This is a genomic window from Roseivirga sp. E12 (assembly GCF_017592825.1).
Classification (GTDB): Bacteria; Bacteroidota; Bacteroidia; order Cytophagales; family Cyclobacteriaceae; genus Roseivirga.
In genome coordinates this window covers 1,632,007-1,650,524 of sequence record NZ_JAGFMD010000001.1, presented here as the reverse complement: position 1 = coordinate 1,650,524, position 18,518 = coordinate 1,632,007, and the positions used below count along the sequence as shown (strand labels likewise).

Annotated in this window: 24 protein-coding genes; 19 read left to right on the top strand and 5 right to left on the bottom strand. The window is 42.1% G+C overall.

The features are described from left to right. Positions 1 to 84: 84 nt before the first annotated feature. Positions 85 to 417: a hypothetical protein gene (locus J4E76_RS07330; protein ID WP_208502573.1), complete on the top strand. Its 333-nt coding sequence runs from the start codon at positions 85 to 87 to the stop codon at positions 415 to 417. Here J4E76_RS07330 and J4E76_RS07325 read toward each other — a convergent pair. Beyond that, positions 405 to 770, bottom strand: a complete 366-nt coding sequence (locus J4E76_RS07325; RefSeq protein ID WP_208502571.1) for a nuclear transport factor 2 family protein — start codon at positions 768 to 770, stop codon at positions 405 to 407. The two genes, J4E76_RS07330 and J4E76_RS07325, sit on opposite strands and share 13 nt — an antisense overlap. Positions 771 to 829: 59 nt before the next feature. After that, positions 830 to 1,525, bottom strand: a complete 696-nt coding sequence (locus J4E76_RS07320) for a YafY family protein (RefSeq protein ID WP_208502569.1) — start codon at positions 1,523 to 1,525, stop codon at positions 830 to 832. Positions 1,526 to 1,729: 204 nt separating this feature from the next. On the opposite strand from J4E76_RS07320, the gene J4E76_RS07315 reads away from it, so the two are divergent. Next, positions 1,730 to 2,395, top strand: coding sequence for a Crp/Fnr family transcriptional regulator (locus J4E76_RS07315; protein WP_208502567.1), 666 nt, complete (start codon positions 1,730 to 1,732; stop codon positions 2,393 to 2,395). A gap of 95 nt (positions 2,396 to 2,490) precedes the next feature. Here the strand turns inward: J4E76_RS07315 and J4E76_RS07310 are convergent, their stop codons facing one another. Next, positions 2,491 to 3,030, bottom strand: a complete 540-nt coding sequence (locus tag J4E76_RS07310) for a cytochrome P460 family protein (protein ID WP_208502565.1) — start codon at positions 3,028 to 3,030, stop codon at positions 2,491 to 2,493. A 7-nt stretch (positions 3,031 to 3,037) separates the two neighbouring features. Continuing rightward, positions 3,038 to 3,622 (bottom strand): cytochrome P460 family protein, encoded by a 585-nt coding sequence (locus J4E76_RS07305; protein ID WP_208502563.1) that lies wholly within the window; start codon positions 3,620 to 3,622, stop codon positions 3,038 to 3,040. Positions 3,623 to 4,167: 545 nt separating this feature from the next. Between J4E76_RS07305 and J4E76_RS21160 the strand changes: the two genes are divergently transcribed. The 16 genes from J4E76_RS21160 (at position 4,168) to J4E76_RS07225 (ending at position 16,966) form a co-directional block, all read left to right on the top strand. After that, positions 4,168 to 4,758, top strand: coding sequence for a Crp/Fnr family transcriptional regulator (locus J4E76_RS21160; protein ID WP_370592794.1), 591 nt, complete (start codon positions 4,168 to 4,170; stop codon positions 4,756 to 4,758). Positions 4,759 to 4,819: 61 nt separating this feature from the next. After that, positions 4,820 to 5,209 (top strand): group III truncated hemoglobin, encoded by a 390-nt coding sequence (locus J4E76_RS07295; RefSeq protein ID WP_208502561.1) that lies wholly within the window; start codon positions 4,820 to 4,822, stop codon positions 5,207 to 5,209. Positions 5,210 to 5,213: 4 nt separating this feature from the next. After that, positions 5,214 to 5,651 (top strand): hypothetical protein, encoded by a 438-nt coding sequence (locus J4E76_RS07290; RefSeq protein ID WP_208502560.1) that lies wholly within the window; start codon positions 5,214 to 5,216, stop codon positions 5,649 to 5,651. A gap of 11 nt (positions 5,652 to 5,662) precedes the next feature. Next, entirely contained in the window at positions 5,663 to 7,420 is a 1,758-nt protein-coding gene (locus tag J4E76_RS07285; RefSeq protein WP_236017292.1) for a cbb3-type cytochrome c oxidase subunit I, read from the top strand. Between the two features lie 10 nt (positions 7,421 to 7,430). Beyond that, entirely contained in the window at positions 7,431 to 8,444 is a 1,014-nt protein-coding gene (locus tag J4E76_RS07280) for a cbb3-type cytochrome c oxidase subunit II (RefSeq protein WP_208502556.1), read from the top strand. Positions 8,445 to 8,449: 5 nt separating this feature from the next. Beyond that, the gene (locus J4E76_RS07275; protein WP_208502554.1) at positions 8,450 to 8,770 is read left to right on the top strand and encodes a hypothetical protein; all 321 of its coding nucleotides are present in this window, start codon (positions 8,450 to 8,452) and stop codon (positions 8,768 to 8,770) included. Further along, complete coding sequence (locus tag J4E76_RS07270) at positions 8,754 to 9,146, top strand: cytochrome C (RefSeq protein ID WP_208502552.1); 393 nt, start codon at positions 8,754 to 8,756, stop codon at positions 9,144 to 9,146. The genes J4E76_RS07275 and J4E76_RS07270 overlap by 17 nt, the downstream gene beginning before the upstream one ends. Before the next feature lie 35 nt (positions 9,147 to 9,181). Then, positions 9,182 to 9,412, top strand: a complete 231-nt coding sequence (locus J4E76_RS07265; RefSeq protein WP_208502550.1) for a hexameric tyrosine-coordinated heme protein — start codon at positions 9,182 to 9,184, stop codon at positions 9,410 to 9,412. 19 nt (positions 9,413 to 9,431) lie between these two features. Further along, entirely contained in the window at positions 9,432 to 9,773 is a 342-nt protein-coding gene (locus tag J4E76_RS07260; RefSeq protein ID WP_208502548.1) for a cupin domain-containing protein, read from the top strand. Between the two features lie 74 nt (positions 9,774 to 9,847). Then, the gene (locus J4E76_RS07255) at positions 9,848 to 10,471 is read left to right on the top strand and encodes a DUF1080 domain-containing protein (RefSeq protein ID WP_208502547.1); all 624 of its coding nucleotides are present in this window, start codon (positions 9,848 to 9,850) and stop codon (positions 10,469 to 10,471) included. An 8-nt stretch (positions 10,472 to 10,479) separates the two neighbouring features. Then, positions 10,480 to 11,223, top strand: coding sequence for a DUF1080 domain-containing protein (locus tag J4E76_RS07250; RefSeq protein WP_208502545.1), 744 nt, complete (start codon positions 10,480 to 10,482; stop codon positions 11,221 to 11,223). A gap of 4 nt (positions 11,224 to 11,227) precedes the next feature. After that, positions 11,228 to 12,556 (top strand): Gfo/Idh/MocA family protein, encoded by a 1,329-nt coding sequence (locus J4E76_RS07245; RefSeq protein WP_208502543.1) that lies wholly within the window; start codon positions 11,228 to 11,230, stop codon positions 12,554 to 12,556. 123 nt (positions 12,557 to 12,679) lie between these two features. Next, on the top strand, positions 12,680 to 13,024 hold the full coding sequence (locus tag J4E76_RS07240) for a PadR family transcriptional regulator (protein ID WP_208502542.1): 345 nt from the start codon (positions 12,680 to 12,682) through the stop codon (positions 13,022 to 13,024). Position 13,025: 1 nt separating this feature from the next. Further along, the gene (locus J4E76_RS07235) at positions 13,026 to 15,725 is read left to right on the top strand and encodes an ABC transporter permease (RefSeq protein WP_208502540.1); all 2,700 of its coding nucleotides are present in this window, start codon (positions 13,026 to 13,028) and stop codon (positions 15,723 to 15,725) included. Between the two features lie 66 nt (positions 15,726 to 15,791). Further along, on the top strand, positions 15,792 to 16,202 hold the full coding sequence (locus J4E76_RS07230) for a DUF2177 family protein (RefSeq protein WP_208502538.1): 411 nt from the start codon (positions 15,792 to 15,794) through the stop codon (positions 16,200 to 16,202). Further along, positions 16,199 to 16,966 (top strand): DUF1295 domain-containing protein, encoded by a 768-nt coding sequence (locus J4E76_RS07225; protein ID WP_208502537.1) that lies wholly within the window; start codon positions 16,199 to 16,201, stop codon positions 16,964 to 16,966. The genes J4E76_RS07230 and J4E76_RS07225 overlap by 4 nt, the downstream gene beginning before the upstream one ends. Here the strand turns inward: J4E76_RS07225 and J4E76_RS07220 are convergent, their stop codons facing one another. Beyond that, on the bottom strand, positions 16,967 to 17,788 hold the full coding sequence (locus tag J4E76_RS07220; RefSeq protein WP_208502534.1) for a hypothetical protein: 822 nt from the start codon (positions 17,786 to 17,788) through the stop codon (positions 16,967 to 16,969). Positions 17,789 to 18,175: 387 nt separating this feature from the next. On the opposite strand from J4E76_RS07220, the gene J4E76_RS07215 reads away from it, so the two are divergent. Then, entirely contained in the window at positions 18,176 to 18,511 is a 336-nt protein-coding gene (locus J4E76_RS07215) for a PadR family transcriptional regulator (RefSeq protein ID WP_208502533.1), read from the top strand. The last annotated feature ends 7 nt before the right edge of the window (positions 18,512 to 18,518 follow it).

Sequence of the window (18,518 nt, the reverse complement as noted above, 5' to 3'; positions counted from 1 at the left end):
GTCATTTTGGACTTGATCCAGAATCTTATTGTCCTTCTCCTTTGGAGGAGGCCTTTCCCATACTTATCGTCATTCTGAGGGAGCTTGCCTGCTGTAAGCAGGGCAGGACCGAAAGAATCTCCCTATTTATTTGGGAGACTCCCTGCCTGCGGTAGGCAGGTTTCGTCAGCATATCCTGCTATCGCGGATAAGTTCTGCCTCAGAACGCTTACGCTAAAGCTTCACCGCGATAGCATTAGCTTCAGCGGTTGTGAAGTGAAAGCGCAAGGGTGGAGGAGGTTTCCGTCATTCTGGGCAGAGACCTTCTCCACTAACCTTTCTATCCCGAGTTTATCGAGGGAACTTGTGTTAATGGACAAGTCCCTTCGTATCCTCAGGGTAAAAAGGGCAGACATTTCCTTAGCCTATACAGCGTAAAAGAACTGCTCAGATACAATTTTGCCATTCTCGACTCTATACAAAGCAATTTCTTCGTCCGTTCTTCTAGGTTGACCTTTCATGGTGATATCCATTTTCATTGTTGCCGTAAAGTGGTTACCAGCTACAATCGGTCCATCGATTTCTAGTCCATGGAACTCTTCTACCATTCCTTCCCATTGCTTACCTTTTTCAGCAATGCCTTCAATGCCCTCAACCCTTTGTGGAAACCCCTGTGCACCTTCCATTTCAAGGCTGACACAGTCCTTGCTATAGAGCTCTTGCTGTGCCTTTTCCATTTGACCAGTTCGGCAGTACTCTGCCCATTGTGTTGCAACTTCTTGTGTTGTCATAATTGATGATTCTTGTTTGATGATGTTACAAACCTAAAAGCCGATTATGACATATTATGTCAGGGGTGATTTTCGATTTCTGCGCATTTGATGAAATATTTACCCAGGTCAAATTGCCTGTCCTCAAATACTTCATTTAAGATTTGAAAGTCCTTGATCCTATCTAAGCGGAAAGCCCTATAGTCTGCTCTTAAGTGGCACCATGTGACAAGAATCCATTTTTCATCAAAACTATAAATGGCCAAAGGCTCAACTTTTCTTAAAGTAGTCTCTTTGCCCTTAGCCTGATAGGTCATTTCAATCATCTTAAAATTGATGATCGCCATTTGCACATGGGAAAGGGAGGAGGTTCTGGTTGGGTCCGTGTTGTTTTTGAAAACATACATCTTGCTGTCCAACATTTCGCCCTTTGTCTGAAGACTACTTTTAAACACAGACTTGATTTTTTGTAAGGTTTGCTCAAAGTGTTGAATCAGAGAGTCGTCATTGGTTTTGGCAATTAATTGCTCCGCTGTGATAAGGGCATTGACTTCCATTTCATCAAACATTATAGGGGCGACCATATAGCCATCCATAATGGAATATCCTCTTCCTTCAATAGTGACTACTGGAACACCAGATTCCTCCAGTTTTTTGATGTCTCTATAGATAGTCCGAAGACTTACCTCAAACTTTTTGGCAAGCTCATTCCCAGTGACTACTCGCTTGGACTTGAGTATTGTGAGTATGGACAATAGTCTCGAAAGGTGATTCATGCTTCTTGAATGTCAAGTTGCATACAAGATATGACATATTATGTCAGGGGTGGTTTTAATTTTGACCTTCAAGACTAACTAATAGAAGACAATGATTCGACTTTACTTTATTGTCTTCAATAGGTTCTTATAATCACTGGATTTCCGTAGGAATTCTACTCCCATTTAACCATCTTGTTTTAAGATTTTCAAACAACAATTATATTGGATAATTCAAATATTTGGTACCTAGAGCAGTTCGATTTTTGGAAAGTACTAAAGGACGAGGATATAAAGTTTTTGGACGAAAGACTAACAAAACGTACCATAAAGCAAGATGATATCATCAGAGTAGAAGAATATAATTATATCTACTTTCTGAAATCAGGAATCATGAAGTTGGTGTATCTCGATGAGGACGGAAATGAACGGATAAAATCTTTGCGCAAACCAGGTACAATATTCGGAGAATTGAACATCACAAGCCAGACTGATAAAAACGTTTATGCCATAGCCAAGGAGGATGCTGTGGTTTGTCTGATGACGAGAGATGAGTTTAACTACATACTGGACAAAAACAATGCACTAAAAGTAGAAGTAATCAAGACTTTTTCTGAGCGCATTCACAAGCTGGAAAAACTCGTAAATGACTTGGTCTTTAAAAGCTCTGAGGAAAGAATTATTGATTTTTTAATGTCTTTTAGAGATGAATTTGGTGAATCAAATGATAAGGGATTGATGGCAAGAAACTTCATCAGTCATGATGAGATTGCTAAGCTAACTTCGACCTCAAGGCAATTTGTAACTAAGACCTTGAATAAGCTGAAAAAGCAAGGTTGCGTTACTTATGATAATGAGTACTTCTATTTTCATGGCAGTTTAGAGATATAAGGAACATGAATATGTGAGCATGAAATAGACATAATAAGCCTTCCCGACTAGCCGGGAAGGCTTATTTGTTAATGATTAGACATTAATACGGCTCTTCATTTTGTCAAAACTGGGTATCCATCCATATATACCCAATCGGTTGAGGCCGCTGGTACATGGCAGCCAAGACAGTCCAGTTTGAAGTCAGTGGAGGTAGTTTTTATTGGATCATCTGCGTCAAAGTAGGCCCATCCCCAGCCATTTCCCCAGAGTTTGTTTTCCGGATATCGCCCCTCGGTATCTTTAATCATGACAAACCAGCCAGCAACGCCACTTGCTCTGCTTGCCCTCCCAGTAGTTAGGGTCTGCGACTCGGTGTTTTGCAATTCTTTAACAAGCACGGCTCCATCGGGAAACTCCCCCTTTTCCTTATAATGCGCAGCGGTTTCTGCTTGTGTATATACCAAGTGCAGACCAGCAGCACCGTTATCTCCCTTGATAGACCATGCGCCAATGAACGTCCAATCTCGATAGTCTTTCGGAACAGAGATATTTCCATCTTCATCCACATGTGCTGAAAATGGTTCGGGCACATTATTCACGAAAGTGAAACCAAAGATTATGAAGGCAAATATTGCCAGAAGAATTTTTTTCATAGTGCTATTATTTTGCTACTGCTCTTAAGACTGGGTAATACTGAGTAAATACAAAATCAGTATCTGCAGCGGCAGCGGCATGACATGCATTACATGATGCTGTTGGAAATGCCTTAGCAGTTTTGAGTAATGGCAACTCATGTCCAAAGCTGAAGTAGGCCCAATTACCTGGCTCATCAGGAAATTGCTTACTGTCTTTTACTGTGGCTTCTAGGCCGTAGAATTCTCCTTGGAAATAACCCTTACCGCTCACTGCTTGGGTGGAACCTACAGTGACAAGCTCTTTAACCAGTATGGTGCCATCCTGCCATTTACCGTGCTTCTCGTAGTATTTGAAATCAGAGGGATGGATATAAACATTATGAAAATCAGGGAATGCCGCTGCAGGTGGATTCAAATCATTTGGTGTTACCGGAGTACCTACATATACCCAGTGTCGATAATCTTCAATTGAAGAACGAATCAACTGCCCATCCTTATCGAATTTGTAATGCCTTCTTGCTTGCTCAGGAATCATGGCCATTGTAAATGCACTAATGAATATGAGTAGTACTACAGCGATATAATAATCTTTTCTTTTTAAACTTTTCATGCGTTCTGTTTAAGGGTTAACACTTCGAAAGTATTGGCATTAAATGTACCCTGTTGTCTTTTTGAAGACAGCCCTTAATTCAGGTTCTAGATTATAAAAGAACCGCATGTTTGACACATGACACTTGTGAAGGGTAAAGTCTTTTTAAATACACATCCCACAACTTATGACACCTTTATTTGCTGTAATGAGCAAACGGAATAATTTGGGATATGGAGACTTTAATGAATCTGAACTATCTCAATTGTACGGCTATCTCTGTTCAATTAAATCTGCTGAAATAGAGAGAACTATAAAAGGCCTTGAACAACATGAAGTTTTAATGTTGAACAAACTCAGTGATGGGATTATAGACTCGTTCTATAAACATTTGTTGATGAAGGTGTGCAAGGAGAAAAGTAAAACAAGGCAAGTGAAATACCTCAAGTGTCTGAGGTTGATATTTCAATTTTAGAGAGCACTCATTTTACATCTCGGAAGCTCTTACCTTCAGCACTATGATCCTAAACCAGATCAGTTAAATTTGAGCGTTCAATCTCTGATCCGTGATTCCAGTAGAAATTCTCGAAAGTTATAATTGCAGTAAAAAGGAAGTAAGTGCCGGCACCTTTCTCTTTATGGAAGGGGAGAATGCACACTTTTACTATCAGATTTTTTCTGGAAAAGTCAAGATGGTGAACACCAATGAGGAGGGTAAGGAGTTTGTACAAGGGACCTTTAAAGATGGACAGAGCTTTGGAGAGCCACCGCTTTTTCAAGGTAGAGAATACCCGGCTTCAGCATTTGCTGAAGTAGATACAGTGCTTTACTCACTACCAAAAGATGTTTTCTTCGAGCTTTTAAGTGAGAATTTCGAGATTCACCTGAAATTCACCAGCATCCTTACTAAGCGACTTATGTATAAGGCCATGATGTTGAGGGAAATCTCCAACCATGATGCCAAGCATCGCATATTGGCACTGATAGATTATATGAAGGATGAATTCGGCCAATCCAATGAAGCCTTTGAAGTCAATCTTACCCGTCAGCAGTTGTCAGAATTTTTGGGTATTCGAGTGGAAACTGTGATCAGAACAGTCAAGCAATTGCAAGAAGATGGTGATGTAAAGATCATCGACCGGAAGATTTTCAGATAAATTTTAATGCTTATGATCCATGTCATAAACTCCTCATCCATGAGGCAGCTAGACTTGTATCATGAAAAGGAAAGAAATTGAATCGAGAGAAGATGTTGCCCTCTTAGTCAATACTTTTTATGCTAAAGTCAGAGCGCACGAGACACTAGGTCCCATTTTCAATGGAGTAATTGAAGACTGGCCAGAGCACTTAGATAAGCTTGTTGACTTTTGGGAAACCAACCTCTTCTTCGTCAGGGCCTACAAGGGCAACCCTCTGAAAGCTCATCTAGACGTAGACCGTCAATTCGACCATAGCATTGAGCAGGCTCACTTTGGTAACTGGCTTCAGCTTTGGTTCGAAACCTTAGATGAGCTTTTCATTGGCGACAATGTTGATATCGCCAAGACACGTGCGCGTACCATGGCGCATACCATCTTCCTAAGAATTTTTAGCGCGCGACCACATTGAACTAATGGCAAGTAAACTCTATAACCTTCGGTTTGTAGCCTCATTGCTATGGCTAGGCTTTGTATTGGCCATCAGCTTTATGGAAGCTCCATTAAAGTTTCAGGCGCCTTCTGTTTCCTTACAGATTGGTTTAGAAGTAGGGAGAATTGTCTTTGACGCCTTAAATAAAGTCGAATGGGTGCTGTTGATATTGATTGCCTTATCGCTGACTGTCTCGCATCATTCGAAAAAGGGAGGTGTACTGATGCTCAGTCTCCTTACCATCTTACTCATCCAGACCTTTTATCTACTTCCAATACTAGATGCACGGGCAGAAGATATTATAGAAGGACAGTCCGTAGCAGAAAGCAATATGCACTTCTACTATGTAGGCATTGAAGTAGTCAAAGTAGTGCTCCTCATAGTCGCCACACACCATTTTATCAAGCGCGGTTCCAATTAAGAGATATGAATATGCAGACCTATACTATAATAGAGCCTCCGATTTTAGCCCAGGGTGTTTTGAACGAACCTGGTATCATGGGAACTGTCGTCCTTATGCTGCTGGTGGTGCTGGTCTTTATGGCCCTGCTAATTTTCAAAGCCAAGGGCTTCTTCGAAGAATTAAGGAGAGAAAAGCGCCTTAAAAGCCAAGGTCAAGTAGAAACAGTATTGGAGAATTTGACTGAAGAGGAGATCGAAGAATTGCTGAAGGAAAAGCAAGTAATGCATGTTAATGAAGGTGCCGAATCTAAGGAAGGCATAGTCATAGCCGATAAGATCATTACCCATGTGGAAAATGATGCGCATCATTCGCCTATGTTCTCCAAGAAGAAGTTATCGGTTCAGAAAATAGATTTAGAACCGGGGCTGAAATCTGTCTTGATATCCTATCTGGGTTCATCAGTATTTTGGTTGCTCTTTGGTACGCTGATCGGACAGTACTTGGGTCTAAAGTTCGTATGGCCTGACTTAGACCATGTATCCTGGCTCTCCTTTGGTCGATTGAGACCTGTGCATACCAATGCGGTGTTCTGGGGCTGGGCATCTCTCGCCATGCTAGGCTTAGGTCTCTTTGTGGTGGTCAGAACATGTAATACCAAGCTTTTCAGCCAGAAGTTGGCTTGGGCAACCTTGATATTGATCAATCTATCGGTGCTCATAGGGAGCCTCAGTTTAATGAATGGGATCAACAATGGAGGAGGAGAGTATCGAGAGTATACTTGGCCGATTGCAGCCCTATTCGCGATCGGTTTAATAATTGCCCTTTACAATTTCGCAAAGACCATTGCCCGAAGAAGCACTAAGGAGATTTACGTCAGTAACTGGTACATCCTGGGTGCTTGTACATGGACTCTTATTCTGGTTGTAATAGGTTACCTTCCTTTCTATCAGAATGGGCTCGGGGAGACTATAATTCAAGGCTATTACATGCATCAGGGGGTTGGCATGTGGTTTATGACTTTCACCTTGGGGCTGGTCTATTATTTCCTTCCTCAATCGCTCAATAAGCCTATTTATTCTTACTCATTGGGCGTGTTAGCCTTCTGGACACAGATGCTCTTTTACACCCTCATCGGTACGCACCACTTTGTGTTTAGTCCACTGCCATGGTCATTGCAGACCATTGCCATTGTCTTTAGTGCTGGGATGTTGATTCCAGTGATTGCGGGCACCACCAACTTTATCATGACCTTCAAAGGCGCTTGGACCAACCTAAAGACTAGCTACGTGCTGCCTTTCCTATTGGTTGGTGTGGTATTCTACTTTGTTGGCTCGGGTCAGGGCACCATGCAAGCCTTCCGCTATAGCAACTTAGTGTGGCACTTCAATGACTTTAATGTGGCTCATTCGCACATGACCATGTATGGCATCATCACCTTCTTTGTTTGGGGAGGAATGTATTATCTCTTGCCACGACTCACAGGAAATAGCCCTTCGGAATTGATGGTAGGTGCGCACTTCTGGATGGCATTTATAGGCCTAATGTTCTACATGTGGTCCATGATGATCGGAGGTACTCTAAAAGGAATGAGTTGGCTGACCGATGCTCCATTTATCGAATCGGTAAAACTGATGGCACCCTACTGGCTGTGGAGGGCAATAGGTGGAACGATGATGTTCCTTTCGCATATAATCTTTGCCTTCAACTTTGTCAAAATGGTTCGCAAAAAGGAAGAAGTCAGTCTCGCTTGGAAGGTGACCAAAAGACTTCAGTTAGAGAACGCTTAAACGAAGAGTTATGAATTTCAATTTCCATACAAATCATAAGGTGTTATTGGCTGCCATTACTATAGGATTTCTAACCCTAAGCCTGTTAATTGCTGTTTTTCCTGCCTACCGACTGCAGGAGAATAATCCCGCATTGCCAGGAGCTATTCGCCTTACAGATGTAGAACTTAAAGGTAAGGCACTCTATATATCCGAAGGTTGTCAGGCTTGCCATACACAACAAGTAAGAAGTAATGTAATGGATCAGGCATGGGGGAGTAGGCCTTCGGTACCTGCTGATTATGCCAACAATGTAAGACCAGGTGTCTTTAGAAATACAGGCTCAATTTTAGGTTCGGAAAGAACAGGCCCAGACCTAACCAATATTGGGCTTAGGCAGAACAATGAGACTTGGCATAACCTACACCTGTACAACCCAAGAAGTGTGGTAGAGGCTTCTATAATGCCCGCTTACCCATGGTTATTCCGTGAGGTGGATGAAGTGTTAGTCGGACAATCGGAAGTGCTCTTGCCGGAAGGTTTCGGCCCCAGAAATGGGAAACACGTGATAGAGACCACAAAATCGAGAGCACTAGTCGCTTACCTGAAGTCTTTGAAACAGCAAGAGCTTCCAAGTTATTTGAAGGTAGAATTCGATGCCTACGATTGGCAAAGCCCACCAGTCAAAACCCAAGAAATAGAAGGGACTCTGAAGCTAAACGGTCAAAAACTCTATAGCGCAAGCTGCGAAGTATGTCATCAGAGTAATGGGAGTGGGGTGCCTAATGCGTTTCCTTCCCTAAAGGGGAGTCCCATTGTCAATAAGGAGGACCCAACCGAACTTATCTCAATTGTACTTTTTGGGTTAGATAGAGACAACGAATTTGGAGCAATGCTGGCTTTTGGTCCACAGTTAAGTGATGAAAAGATTGCCGCCATTGTGAGTTTCGAAAGAAGTAGTTGGAACAATGCTGCGCCAGAAGTTACGGCAGAGCAGGTAAGGGCTATTCGAGAAAGAGGTATGCCGATCGATTGGCAAAAATAAGTGATATGAAGAAGAAAAGATTGATTTGGATAGGTGTAACGGTATCAACTGTGTTGATCTACCTTACTGCCGGTTACCTTCAAAACAATAGGTCTCCCTCTTACGATGGCTTGCTCGGAGCTATCGCTAATTGTGGCACTTTTATTCAGGCAAGTTTTAAGAATATTCAGCGCAGCCAGTTAGACTATTTCATAGTATTGGTGGCAGTGATCATTGTGGTCGCTACACTTTTCTATAGCGTCAAGTATTTGGTTAAGCCTAATGAAGGAAGAAATCATATCAAACATCAAATCTTAGAAGAATTGACGCATGGAAAAGACAGTTAAGATATTTTTAGATGATGTAAAAACTCCAATCAAGGAGATGCATCCACCTGCGAATTTTCAATTGGACACAACTCAAATTGCCGATGGCCCACACACCTTAACCATGGTAGCTACTTCCTCAGACGGTGTTAAAGGTATTAAGAAGGTGGATTTTGTGGTGAGAAATGGTCCAGAGATCGAACTGGTAGGTATGAAGCATAATGATGTGCTCAGTGAGCAAGTAGACTTGAGTATTAATGCCTATGGTAGTGAATCAAAGGAGAATTTTATTGTAGCAGGATCGGAAACCCCCAAGGCGGTTCCGGCTTGGCTCTGGGTGATTATCATTTGTTTTATCTCTTGGGGAGCATTTTATCTAATATCTAATTGGAACTGAAAGTGAACTATTACTGAACCATTAAACATAGAATTATGAGCGACATTTGGTTACCATCATTACAAACAGAAACACCACAAGAAGGCTATGAATTAGCTATTACACTTTCTAGAAAGGGAGTAAGGGCAACGCAACCCGATGTAGAAGTCCTGAAGAAACTAAGGCCAGAGTATGCCAATAGTGCAGATGGATTGACGGCTGCTTCACATGTGATAGCGGTCAATTTTCAGACAGTTGCAGCTGCAAATAATTACTGGCGTAAGTAGAATTTAAATCAACCGACAAATGGAGATCGCATCAATACTCAAAGAAGTTTCATTTAAAGAAAAGGGGCCAGCAATCAAGGTGTTGTTTGATACTCCGTTTACCAAAGAAATAAGAATAGCCATGAGGAAGGGACAGTTGATGAAAGAACATCAAACCCCTTTCCCCATTGTAATACAATTGGTTGAAGGGGCAATAGACTTTACAGTTTCTGGCAAAGTACTGAACCTAGAAAAGGGAGATTTAATTGTCTTGGAAGGGGCAATTCCTCATAGCCTCATAGCCCATGAAGAGAGTATCGTGCGCTTAACGCTTACCAAAGCTGATCAGGCGAGTAGAGTGAAGCAGGTGGTTGAGAATTAACCACCTGTGACGTCCATAAAATAGAGTCATTTCATTTCAGTTTGATTGCTTATCTTGGGACAAGCATTAACCTTATGAAACGACTTTTTAATTACGGGCTATTGTCCATCTGTTGTGCAACAGTTTTTCTCAGTTGTGCAGCCCAAGACCAAAGTATTAACCTCTTTAATGGCGAAAACCTTGATGGTTGGATTAACCATGGAGAGGAAAAGTGGTATGTCGAAAATGGAGAACTGATCTGCGAGAGTGGCCCTAGTGCTCAATACGGATACCTTTCTACCGAAGAGTTTTACGATGATTTTGAACTGACACTAGAGTTTAAACAAGATGCCAATGGCAATAGTGGCGTATTCATTCGCTCCACTGTTGATGGTACCAAAGTAAGTGGCTGGCAAGCCGAAGTTGCACCTCCAGGCAGTCATACAGGTGGCATCTATGAGTCTTACGGTCGTGGTTGGTTGATTCAACCAGAGCCAGAAAAAGATAAAGCCCTAAAAATGGGTGAATGGAATACCATGAAGATCAGAGCTGTTGGCCCTTCGGTGACCACTTGGCTGAATGGAACAGAAATGATCCATATCGAGGACGAAAAGATCGGTGAAGGCAAAGGAGGAATAGCCCTTCAAATTCATGACGGTGGCGGCATCAAAGTCCGTTGGAGAAATATCAAAATCACACCTATTAAAGATAACAAGTAGAAAGCCTTATGAGAGTGACCAACTTTACCAAAGTAATACTCGCTTTCCTAGCGACAGTCCTTTTCTCTGCTTGCCAGAGCACTGGTAAAACGGAGATAAAAACCGAAGAAGATGATTGGATTCACCTTTTCGATGGTACTTCCATGGAAGGATGGAGGGCTTATAATGGAGAGTCCTTGCCACCTCAATGGGTGATCGAAGATGGTGTGCTCACCTTCGATACAGAAAAGAAATTAGAGTCAGATCATAGTGGAGGCAAAGACATTATTTATGCAGCCGAAGAGTTTGACAACTTTGAATTATACCTCGAATGGAAGATTCCAGAAGGAGGTAATAGTGGTGTGTTTTACCATGTGAAAGAAGGCTATGGAGGTCCATATGAAGCTTCACCGGAGTATCAGTTGCTGGACGACCTCAAATGGGAAGAGATCAACAATGCGACTTTGGAGGAATGGCAGAAGACAGGTGCGGACTATGCAATGCATACGCCCGATAACAATGTCAAAATTGTGAAGCCTGCAGGCGAGTGGAATACCACTAGAATTAAATTTACCCCAGAACTTGCCGAACACTGGCTTAATGGCAAGAAGCTACTTTCTTTTGTGCCATGGGATGCTGATTGGGAGGCAAAGAAATTGGCAGGCAAGTGGAAGGACTACCCTGACTATGGAAAGTTTAAAACAGGATATATCGGTCTTCAGGACCATGACAGCCCACTGTGGTTCAGAAATATTAAAATCAGAAAACTATAGGTAAATGGATAAGAGAGAGTTTTTAAAAAAAGCAGCCCTAATGACATCTGCAAGCATTTTGCCCTCGTCTACTTGGGCCTTTTCCGATGCCGATAAACTGAGGACCGCCCACATTGGAGTGGGAGGTATGGGAATGGAAGATCTGAAGGCCATGGCCTCGCACTCAGCTGTAGAAGTCACAGCCCTTTGTGATGTAGATGCCAATCGGTTGGCAGCTGCTCAGAAGATGTTTCCCAAGGCAAAAACTTATGCCGATTATCGCGTTTTACTGAAAGAAATGAGTGATGGCATCGATGCGGTGGTGGTATCCACACCAGATCATACCCATGCGCCAGCATCTATGATGGCTATGGAGATGAACAAAGCTGTCTATTGCCAGAAGCCGCTGACACATCATGTATCAGAAGCCCGTGCCATGAACAAGATGGCCAAAGACAAGAATCTAGTAACCCAAATGGGTATTCAGGTGCATTCCTTTTATGATTATAAGCTTGGTACCGAACTGATCCGATCGGGGATTATCGGCAAGGTGAAAACCGTACATGCCTGGTCGCCTAAAAACTGGGGCTTCGATGGGCCAGAGCCTTCTGGTAGCGATCAGGTTCCTAGTCAACTAGACTGGAACTTATGGCTTGGCACAGCTGCAGAAAGACCTTTTAAAGAGAACGTTTATCACCCTGGAAATTGGCGAAAGCTTTTGGACTACGGCTGTGGAACACTAGGGGACATGGGAGTTCATATTTTCGACACGCCTTATAATGCTTTAGATCTTGATGTACCTTTTACCGTCAAGAACAAGTGCCGTAAACCGACTGGTTTTGGCTTCCCTGAAAACAACATTGTCACCTACCGATTCCCTGCTACGGATTATACCACCAATAAATTCAAGTGGGTGTGGTATGACGGTCCAGGTGCCCCAAAAAAGCACAAAGACCTAAGGCTACCTAACAATGAAGAGTTGCCTGATCAAGGGGCCATGTTTGTAGGAGAAAAGGGAAGACTTCTGTTACCTCACTTTATGCAATTGCCAAGGCATATTGTCAAAGGCAAGTATGTGGATTTGGATCTTAATAAGTTTTCCGATGTGGGCAGTCCAACACAAGACTATGGTAAGGAAAGTAATAAGCACTACCACCAATTTGTAGATGCCTGTTTGGGTAAGGATGAGTGTACAGCACCCTTCTCTTATGCAGCTCGACTTACAGAGACAATCCTTTTGGGAGTTATTGCTGGTAGGTTTCCTAACAAAACCCTACACTGGAACAATGCTACTTCTAAGTTTGATGAGGAAGAAGCTAATCAGTTTTTAGAGGGTGATTATCGGGAGTTTTAAAGGCTGATAAGAAATTAAATCAAGCTGTTAATTTCTCCTACCGGTGCTGAGGTGAGTTAAGTCCAGAACCTTTTATACCTAATGTCGTTATGTATATTTACCTAACAACATTACGTATAAATTATGGCTTATAAAACCCTTGTTGCTGCTTCTACCAAACCTCTTGTGCTCTCCATATTGTCACATGGAAAGAGTTATGGCTATCAAATTATTAAAAATGTCGAACAACTCTCTAATGGAGAACTCGAATGGACAGATGCGATGCTGTACCCGGTACTCCATCGAATGGAGAAGGACGGGTTGATTGCTTCTGAGTGGATAGTTTTGGACAACGGCCGCAAACGTAAATATTATACAATAACAGCTAAAGGCAAGGAGGAGCGTGATACTTCAAAGGCCCAATGGAATAATGTAAATACGGCTTTTAATCGCCTATGGGGTGCTAATCTAACGCTTGACTTAGGGTGATATGAAAAACTTCGATTTACAACAGCATATCAGGCAGTGGGCAAACCAACTGAGAACAGAACAAGGTTTTGAACCGGGTGACATTGAAGAACTAGAAGCTAACCTTTGGGACCGCATCGATGCACTAATGGAAGAAGGGCAAGATGCAAAGTCGGCCTTTGAAAAAGCTACGGAGAAAACTCTGTCTTCCACAAGGGAATTGGCCAACGAGTTTTATAAGGCCAAAGCGGTGAACCCAAATGTCAAACCGCCATGGGAAAGGTCAACGAGTTTTATCACCAAACTACCAGCGCATTTTAAGGTTGCCATACGGCATATGAAGAAGCGCAAGTCCTATGTCATCATGAATATTTTAGGTTTGGCAATGAGTATCTCCTTCTCTTTACTCATTTGGATGTATGTAGAGACTGAAAGCGGTTATGATCAGCATTATGAAAATGCTGGCCGTATTTATCGTGTGATTTTTGACGTCAAACATGATGGTATACATGTGCCACAAGCCGACATAGGGCAACCAGTTGGTCCGACTATGAAGTCCGACTTCCCAGAGGTAATTGAGAAGACGAGGTTAAGAAGAATTGGTGCAACTAACACCTTTGCTAAGGGTGATATAGTCATAGAATCCACTGACTTCTTTGTCACAGATCCTGACTTTTTCAAGGTTTTCAGTGCAGAAGTTCTTTTTGGTGATAAGGAAACTGCCTTGACAGCTCCTAATACTGTAGTGTTGACGGAATCACTGGCGATGCAGCTTTTTGGTAGGACAGATGTAGTAGGAGAAACCCTGATTTATTCAGGTGTGAGGCCTCCAATGGACATGAAAGTCAAGGCTGTAATAAAGGATCTGGGTAAGAAAACTCATTTGCCCATGAGGGCATTGATCTCTTATAGCACCTATTTCGATCAGCGAGAATTGATTAATTGGCTTCGTAAATCCTATACCTATGTATTGTTGAATGAGCAGAATGAGGTTGAGACACTACGTAGCAAATTGCCAGATTTCAGTGATAAATACCTGGCTGAGGTATTGAGACAGCGAATTAGTCCAACAGCGACTGTAAAGTTGCATTTACAGCCATTAACAGAGATTTATCTGGCTGATGAATTCTTGGGAGAGCCCTACCCACATGGTAGCAGAGAGAACCTGGAGATTTTAAGCACTATTATGATCTTTCTATTGGTGATGGCCTGCATTAACTATGTTAATCTCTCCACTGCTACGGCCGTAGAACGTGCGAGTGAAGTTGGTATACGGAAAACACTGGGCTCTTCAAGAGGTAATTTGATCTTTAAATTCCTTTCAGAGTCTATATTTCTTGCACTCATAGCGGGTATGGTCGCTATGCTCATTTCAATAGTACTGCTGCCTTATTTTTCAGAAATCACAGGTCTAGAGAAAAGCGTCTTAGATCTTTTCTCTGGGACCAACCTGATAATAGTTCTACTACTTAGCCTAACCATGGGGCTTCTGGCGGGACTTTACCCGAGTTTATACATTACGCGCTTCCAGCCTTTGATGGCATTGAAGCCTGGCGGTGTCGGTGTCGGAAAAAGAGGTTGGCTACGAAAAGGGTTGATAGTAATCCAATATGCCATTGCTGGCAGCCTTATGATCTGGATTTTTGTAATCGGTCAGCAAATCAATTTTGTTAAAGAGAGGGATGTGGGCTTCGACAAATCGAACCTTCTAGAATTAACATTGCCTGAGGATCAGGCGGCTCTACAGTCCGCAGCTGCTTTTTTGAGCGAGCTTAATGAATTGCCTCAAGTAAAAGGAGTTACCAAGGCTAATTTTGATTTGGCATCTGGCTATGGCGTTGGTAGTCACCTGATGAAAAGCCCAAAGGGCGAACAGGTAAATGCCAACCTTGCAGCCATCAGTGTTGGTTATGGTTTTGTTGAGGCACTAGGAGCGCAGTTTGTAGTGGGGAGAGACTTTAACGAGAACAGACCTTCTGAAAAGGGTGTCCTCATTAACCAATCTGCCATGGATCAATATGGATGGAGCGACAACCCCTTAAAAGCCAAATACCTTTCTAGAGATCGTCAGGGTGAAGTCACGGGTGAGTGGGATGTGATTGGTGTGGTCAGTGATTTCAAGCCAGGTGAGTCTTATGATATGGTCAGCCCGCTGATTATCTTCTTGGATGCTCGCACTACACCTGGGATGAGAGTTTTGGTAAATGTTGATCTACAAAACCCTGCGACCTTTGCTCCGGAGCTTGGTAAATTATGGGAAAGGCACTTTCCAGACAATATATTTGAATTTCAAGTTTTAGAGGATCGATTGAACAGGCTTTATGCCAAGGAGGAAACTTTCCAGCAGCTGCTTACGGTGCTCAATTTGATCACTGTGATGATCACAATTCTAGGGGTTGTTGGCCTGATCTCATTTACGACAGAAGTTCGTAAAAAGGAAATAGCTATTCGAAAGATCAGCGGAGCTAGGGTCGAGACTATTATGACTTTACTGTCAAAACAATTTTTGACACTCTTGGTGATAGCTTTTGCCATCGCAGGACCAATAGGTTATTACTTATCGAGTAATTGGCTGTCAAACTTTAGTATTCATGCAAAATTTACAATGCTACCAGTAGGTTTCACCTTCTTGATTTGTTTGCTATTTACCATTATGGCCATTTCGTATCATGCGTTGCGAGCTGCAAATGCAAACCCTGTAAAGGCTTTGCGCTATGAGTAATCGGTGATTGGGGCTTTGTAGGATTTAAACAATAGGCTTTTTAGAGTGTTATTCTAAAAAGTCATTATGTCCTTTTCGCTCTTATTGAAAGCCTATTTGCTCACAACGCTTGTGTTTTTTGCCATTGATATTCTTTGGTTAGGCGTCATTGCTAAGAAGCTTTACAATAAATACTTGAGAAGGCTTTTAGCGCCTAAGGTCAATTGGGTGGCTGCAATTATTTTCTATCTGATCTTTATTGTAGGGATTTTCTATTTCGCGATAGTTCCAGCTGTGGACGCTTCGTCTTTAGAACAAGCAGTATTGAAAGGAGCACTCTTCGGCTTTTTTACTTATGCCGCTTATGACTTGACTAACCTCGCTACATTGAGAGGCTGGCCGATCAGAATTGTTATTATCGACATCATTTGGGGTTGCATCCTGACAGCATCAGTTAGTACCGTGGGTTTTTACATTATGAATTGGTTGATGGCATGATACAGCTGGTGATAAACCTTTTATTACTTGCCTGGGCATATGCTAGTTGCTGGTTTGTCATCTCGATTGTCTTAAAAAGAAATGACATAGCTGATGTCGCTTGGGGCATGGGATATGTGGGACTTTGTGCTTATTTATATTTTACTCAAATAAATAGTGAGGTGGCCAACCTTGTTTATCTCCTTACCTCATTGTGGGGTATTCGGCTGAGCTTACATATTGGCTTGCGCAACCGAAGGAAGAAGGAAGATTTTCGGTACAAGCAATGGCGAGAGGAGTGGGGAAGCACTTTCTATTGGAGATCTTATTTACAGGTTTATCTGCTGCAAGTGCTGCTCTTATTGGTGATCAGCACACCCATTGTTATTGCCTCACAATCCGCTGGTAGTGAATTGAGTTTTCTCGCTGGTGCCGGGCTGGCCCTATGGCTGTCAGGCTTTTATTGGCAAGCTGTTGGAGACTATCAATTAGGACAATTCAAAAAGCGGAAAACGCATAAAGATCAGGTGATGCAGTCAGGGCTTTGGAAGCACTCACGTCACCCCAATTACTTTGGTGAGATCGTGATGTGGTTCAGTATTGGGCTGATCGTTTTGGAGGTGACTTATGGCTGGATTGGCTTGGTTAGCCCTATTTTAATAACCTTCTTATTGCTCAAAGTATCGGGTGTACCTATGCTCGAAAGAAGATATAAAGACAACCCTGAGTTCGAGACTTACAAGAAAAGAACTCCTGCAGTATTTCCCTGGAAGATTTTCTCTTGATTACTGTTTTGTAATTGCCAACAAGGTTTGACCTTGATCAATGCTTGATTTGATTACATCCCCACCCGATCTTATAACACAAATAGAGAAATTTTCATCCTCAACCTGCTTTACCCTGATTTCTCCAATTTCCTTTTTCCTTTCTAGTGTTTTATTGCCCACCTTAACCTCTCTCACTTGTACTACCTTAAGTTTATCTCCTTTTTTTAAACCAAAGGAAGTACCACCAGCAATTAAGAGTTCGCTTGCCTTGCCTTTTTTGTCAGTATTTGAAATTTCAACTATGTAAAAGGTGGCAGGAAAGTAGGTGTTTACAAATTCTCCAACCGCTCCTCCTATCGATACAATGGCCTGATCAATTGCTTGTTCTGGTGTTTTTGCCGAATCATCTCCAAAAAGATCACCAAGCAGATTGTCTCCATCTGCAGAACTGTTAATGGTTTCAGAGCTCACGATTTCACCCGTTTGAGCATTTGTTATCTTTAATTGCACAGAGAGCTTCGCGGTATAGGTAGTTACTTCCTTGTCTTCTTCATTTTTCTCTTTGCGCTCATTTTTCTGGATGGATATGATGTGTCCTTCAAGTTTGAGCGTGCCCTCCGCTAATTCACTGGTGGTTTCCCCTGTATTTCCTATAACAACAAACCGTTTCGTTTTTACAAAGGCCTCTATCACGGTTTGCTGAATTGAATTGACATCACCTGACTGAATAGAAGTTTCAGCATTTGTAAAATTGATAATGCTGAGAGGTGTCTTTTCTTGAGCAAAGGCCAAGAGGCTAGTACTTCCAAAAATGACGAGAACGAACAAATACTTTTTCATACCAAATATTTTAGATTCACTTTGTTACACTGGTTTCAAAACCAATACCAAATTCTCATAAATCAAGATGTTAAGGACTCAATTGTACATGGATTAGTCTAAAAGCTTCATGAACAGACTAAACAAATGCATGAGAGGAATACAGGTTCATTCGACTAATGACCTTATCTCAGTCCATCGTCTAAGGAGGTAGCGGTTATAGGGGAGGTGCCACTGGTTTTTTCATAGCCATATCCTGCAAGCACCGGCACCTGATTCCTCCAATTTCTGGTCTAATTCAAGTCGTAATTAGACCAATCTCCTTGTCAACTAGGGTTTATTTGTTATATAAAATATAACTAATTGAAATTTCCTTCGTATGTTCATTCTATTAAATAGAACATATAGATGGAAAAAGAACACCTTGGCGAGCTAGAAGAGTTGATTCTTCTGTTAGTAGTGATGCTCAAAAATGATGCTTATGGCTTTGCCATTCGTAAAGCATTAAAATCGCAGGCTGGTCGTATGGTTACCATTGGAGCGGTACACGGAACGGTGAATAGACTCGAAAAGAAGGGCTTTGTTGAATCCAACATGAGTGATGCCACAGAAGTACGTGGAGGTAGGAGAAAACGAATTTTTACAGTGACTGCCTCTGGAAAAAGGGCTTTGGAAAGAAGCCGTGAGCTCAAGCTCAGTTTATGGATGCAAATCCCTGAGTTTTCAATAAGCAATAATTCATAGTAAGGGT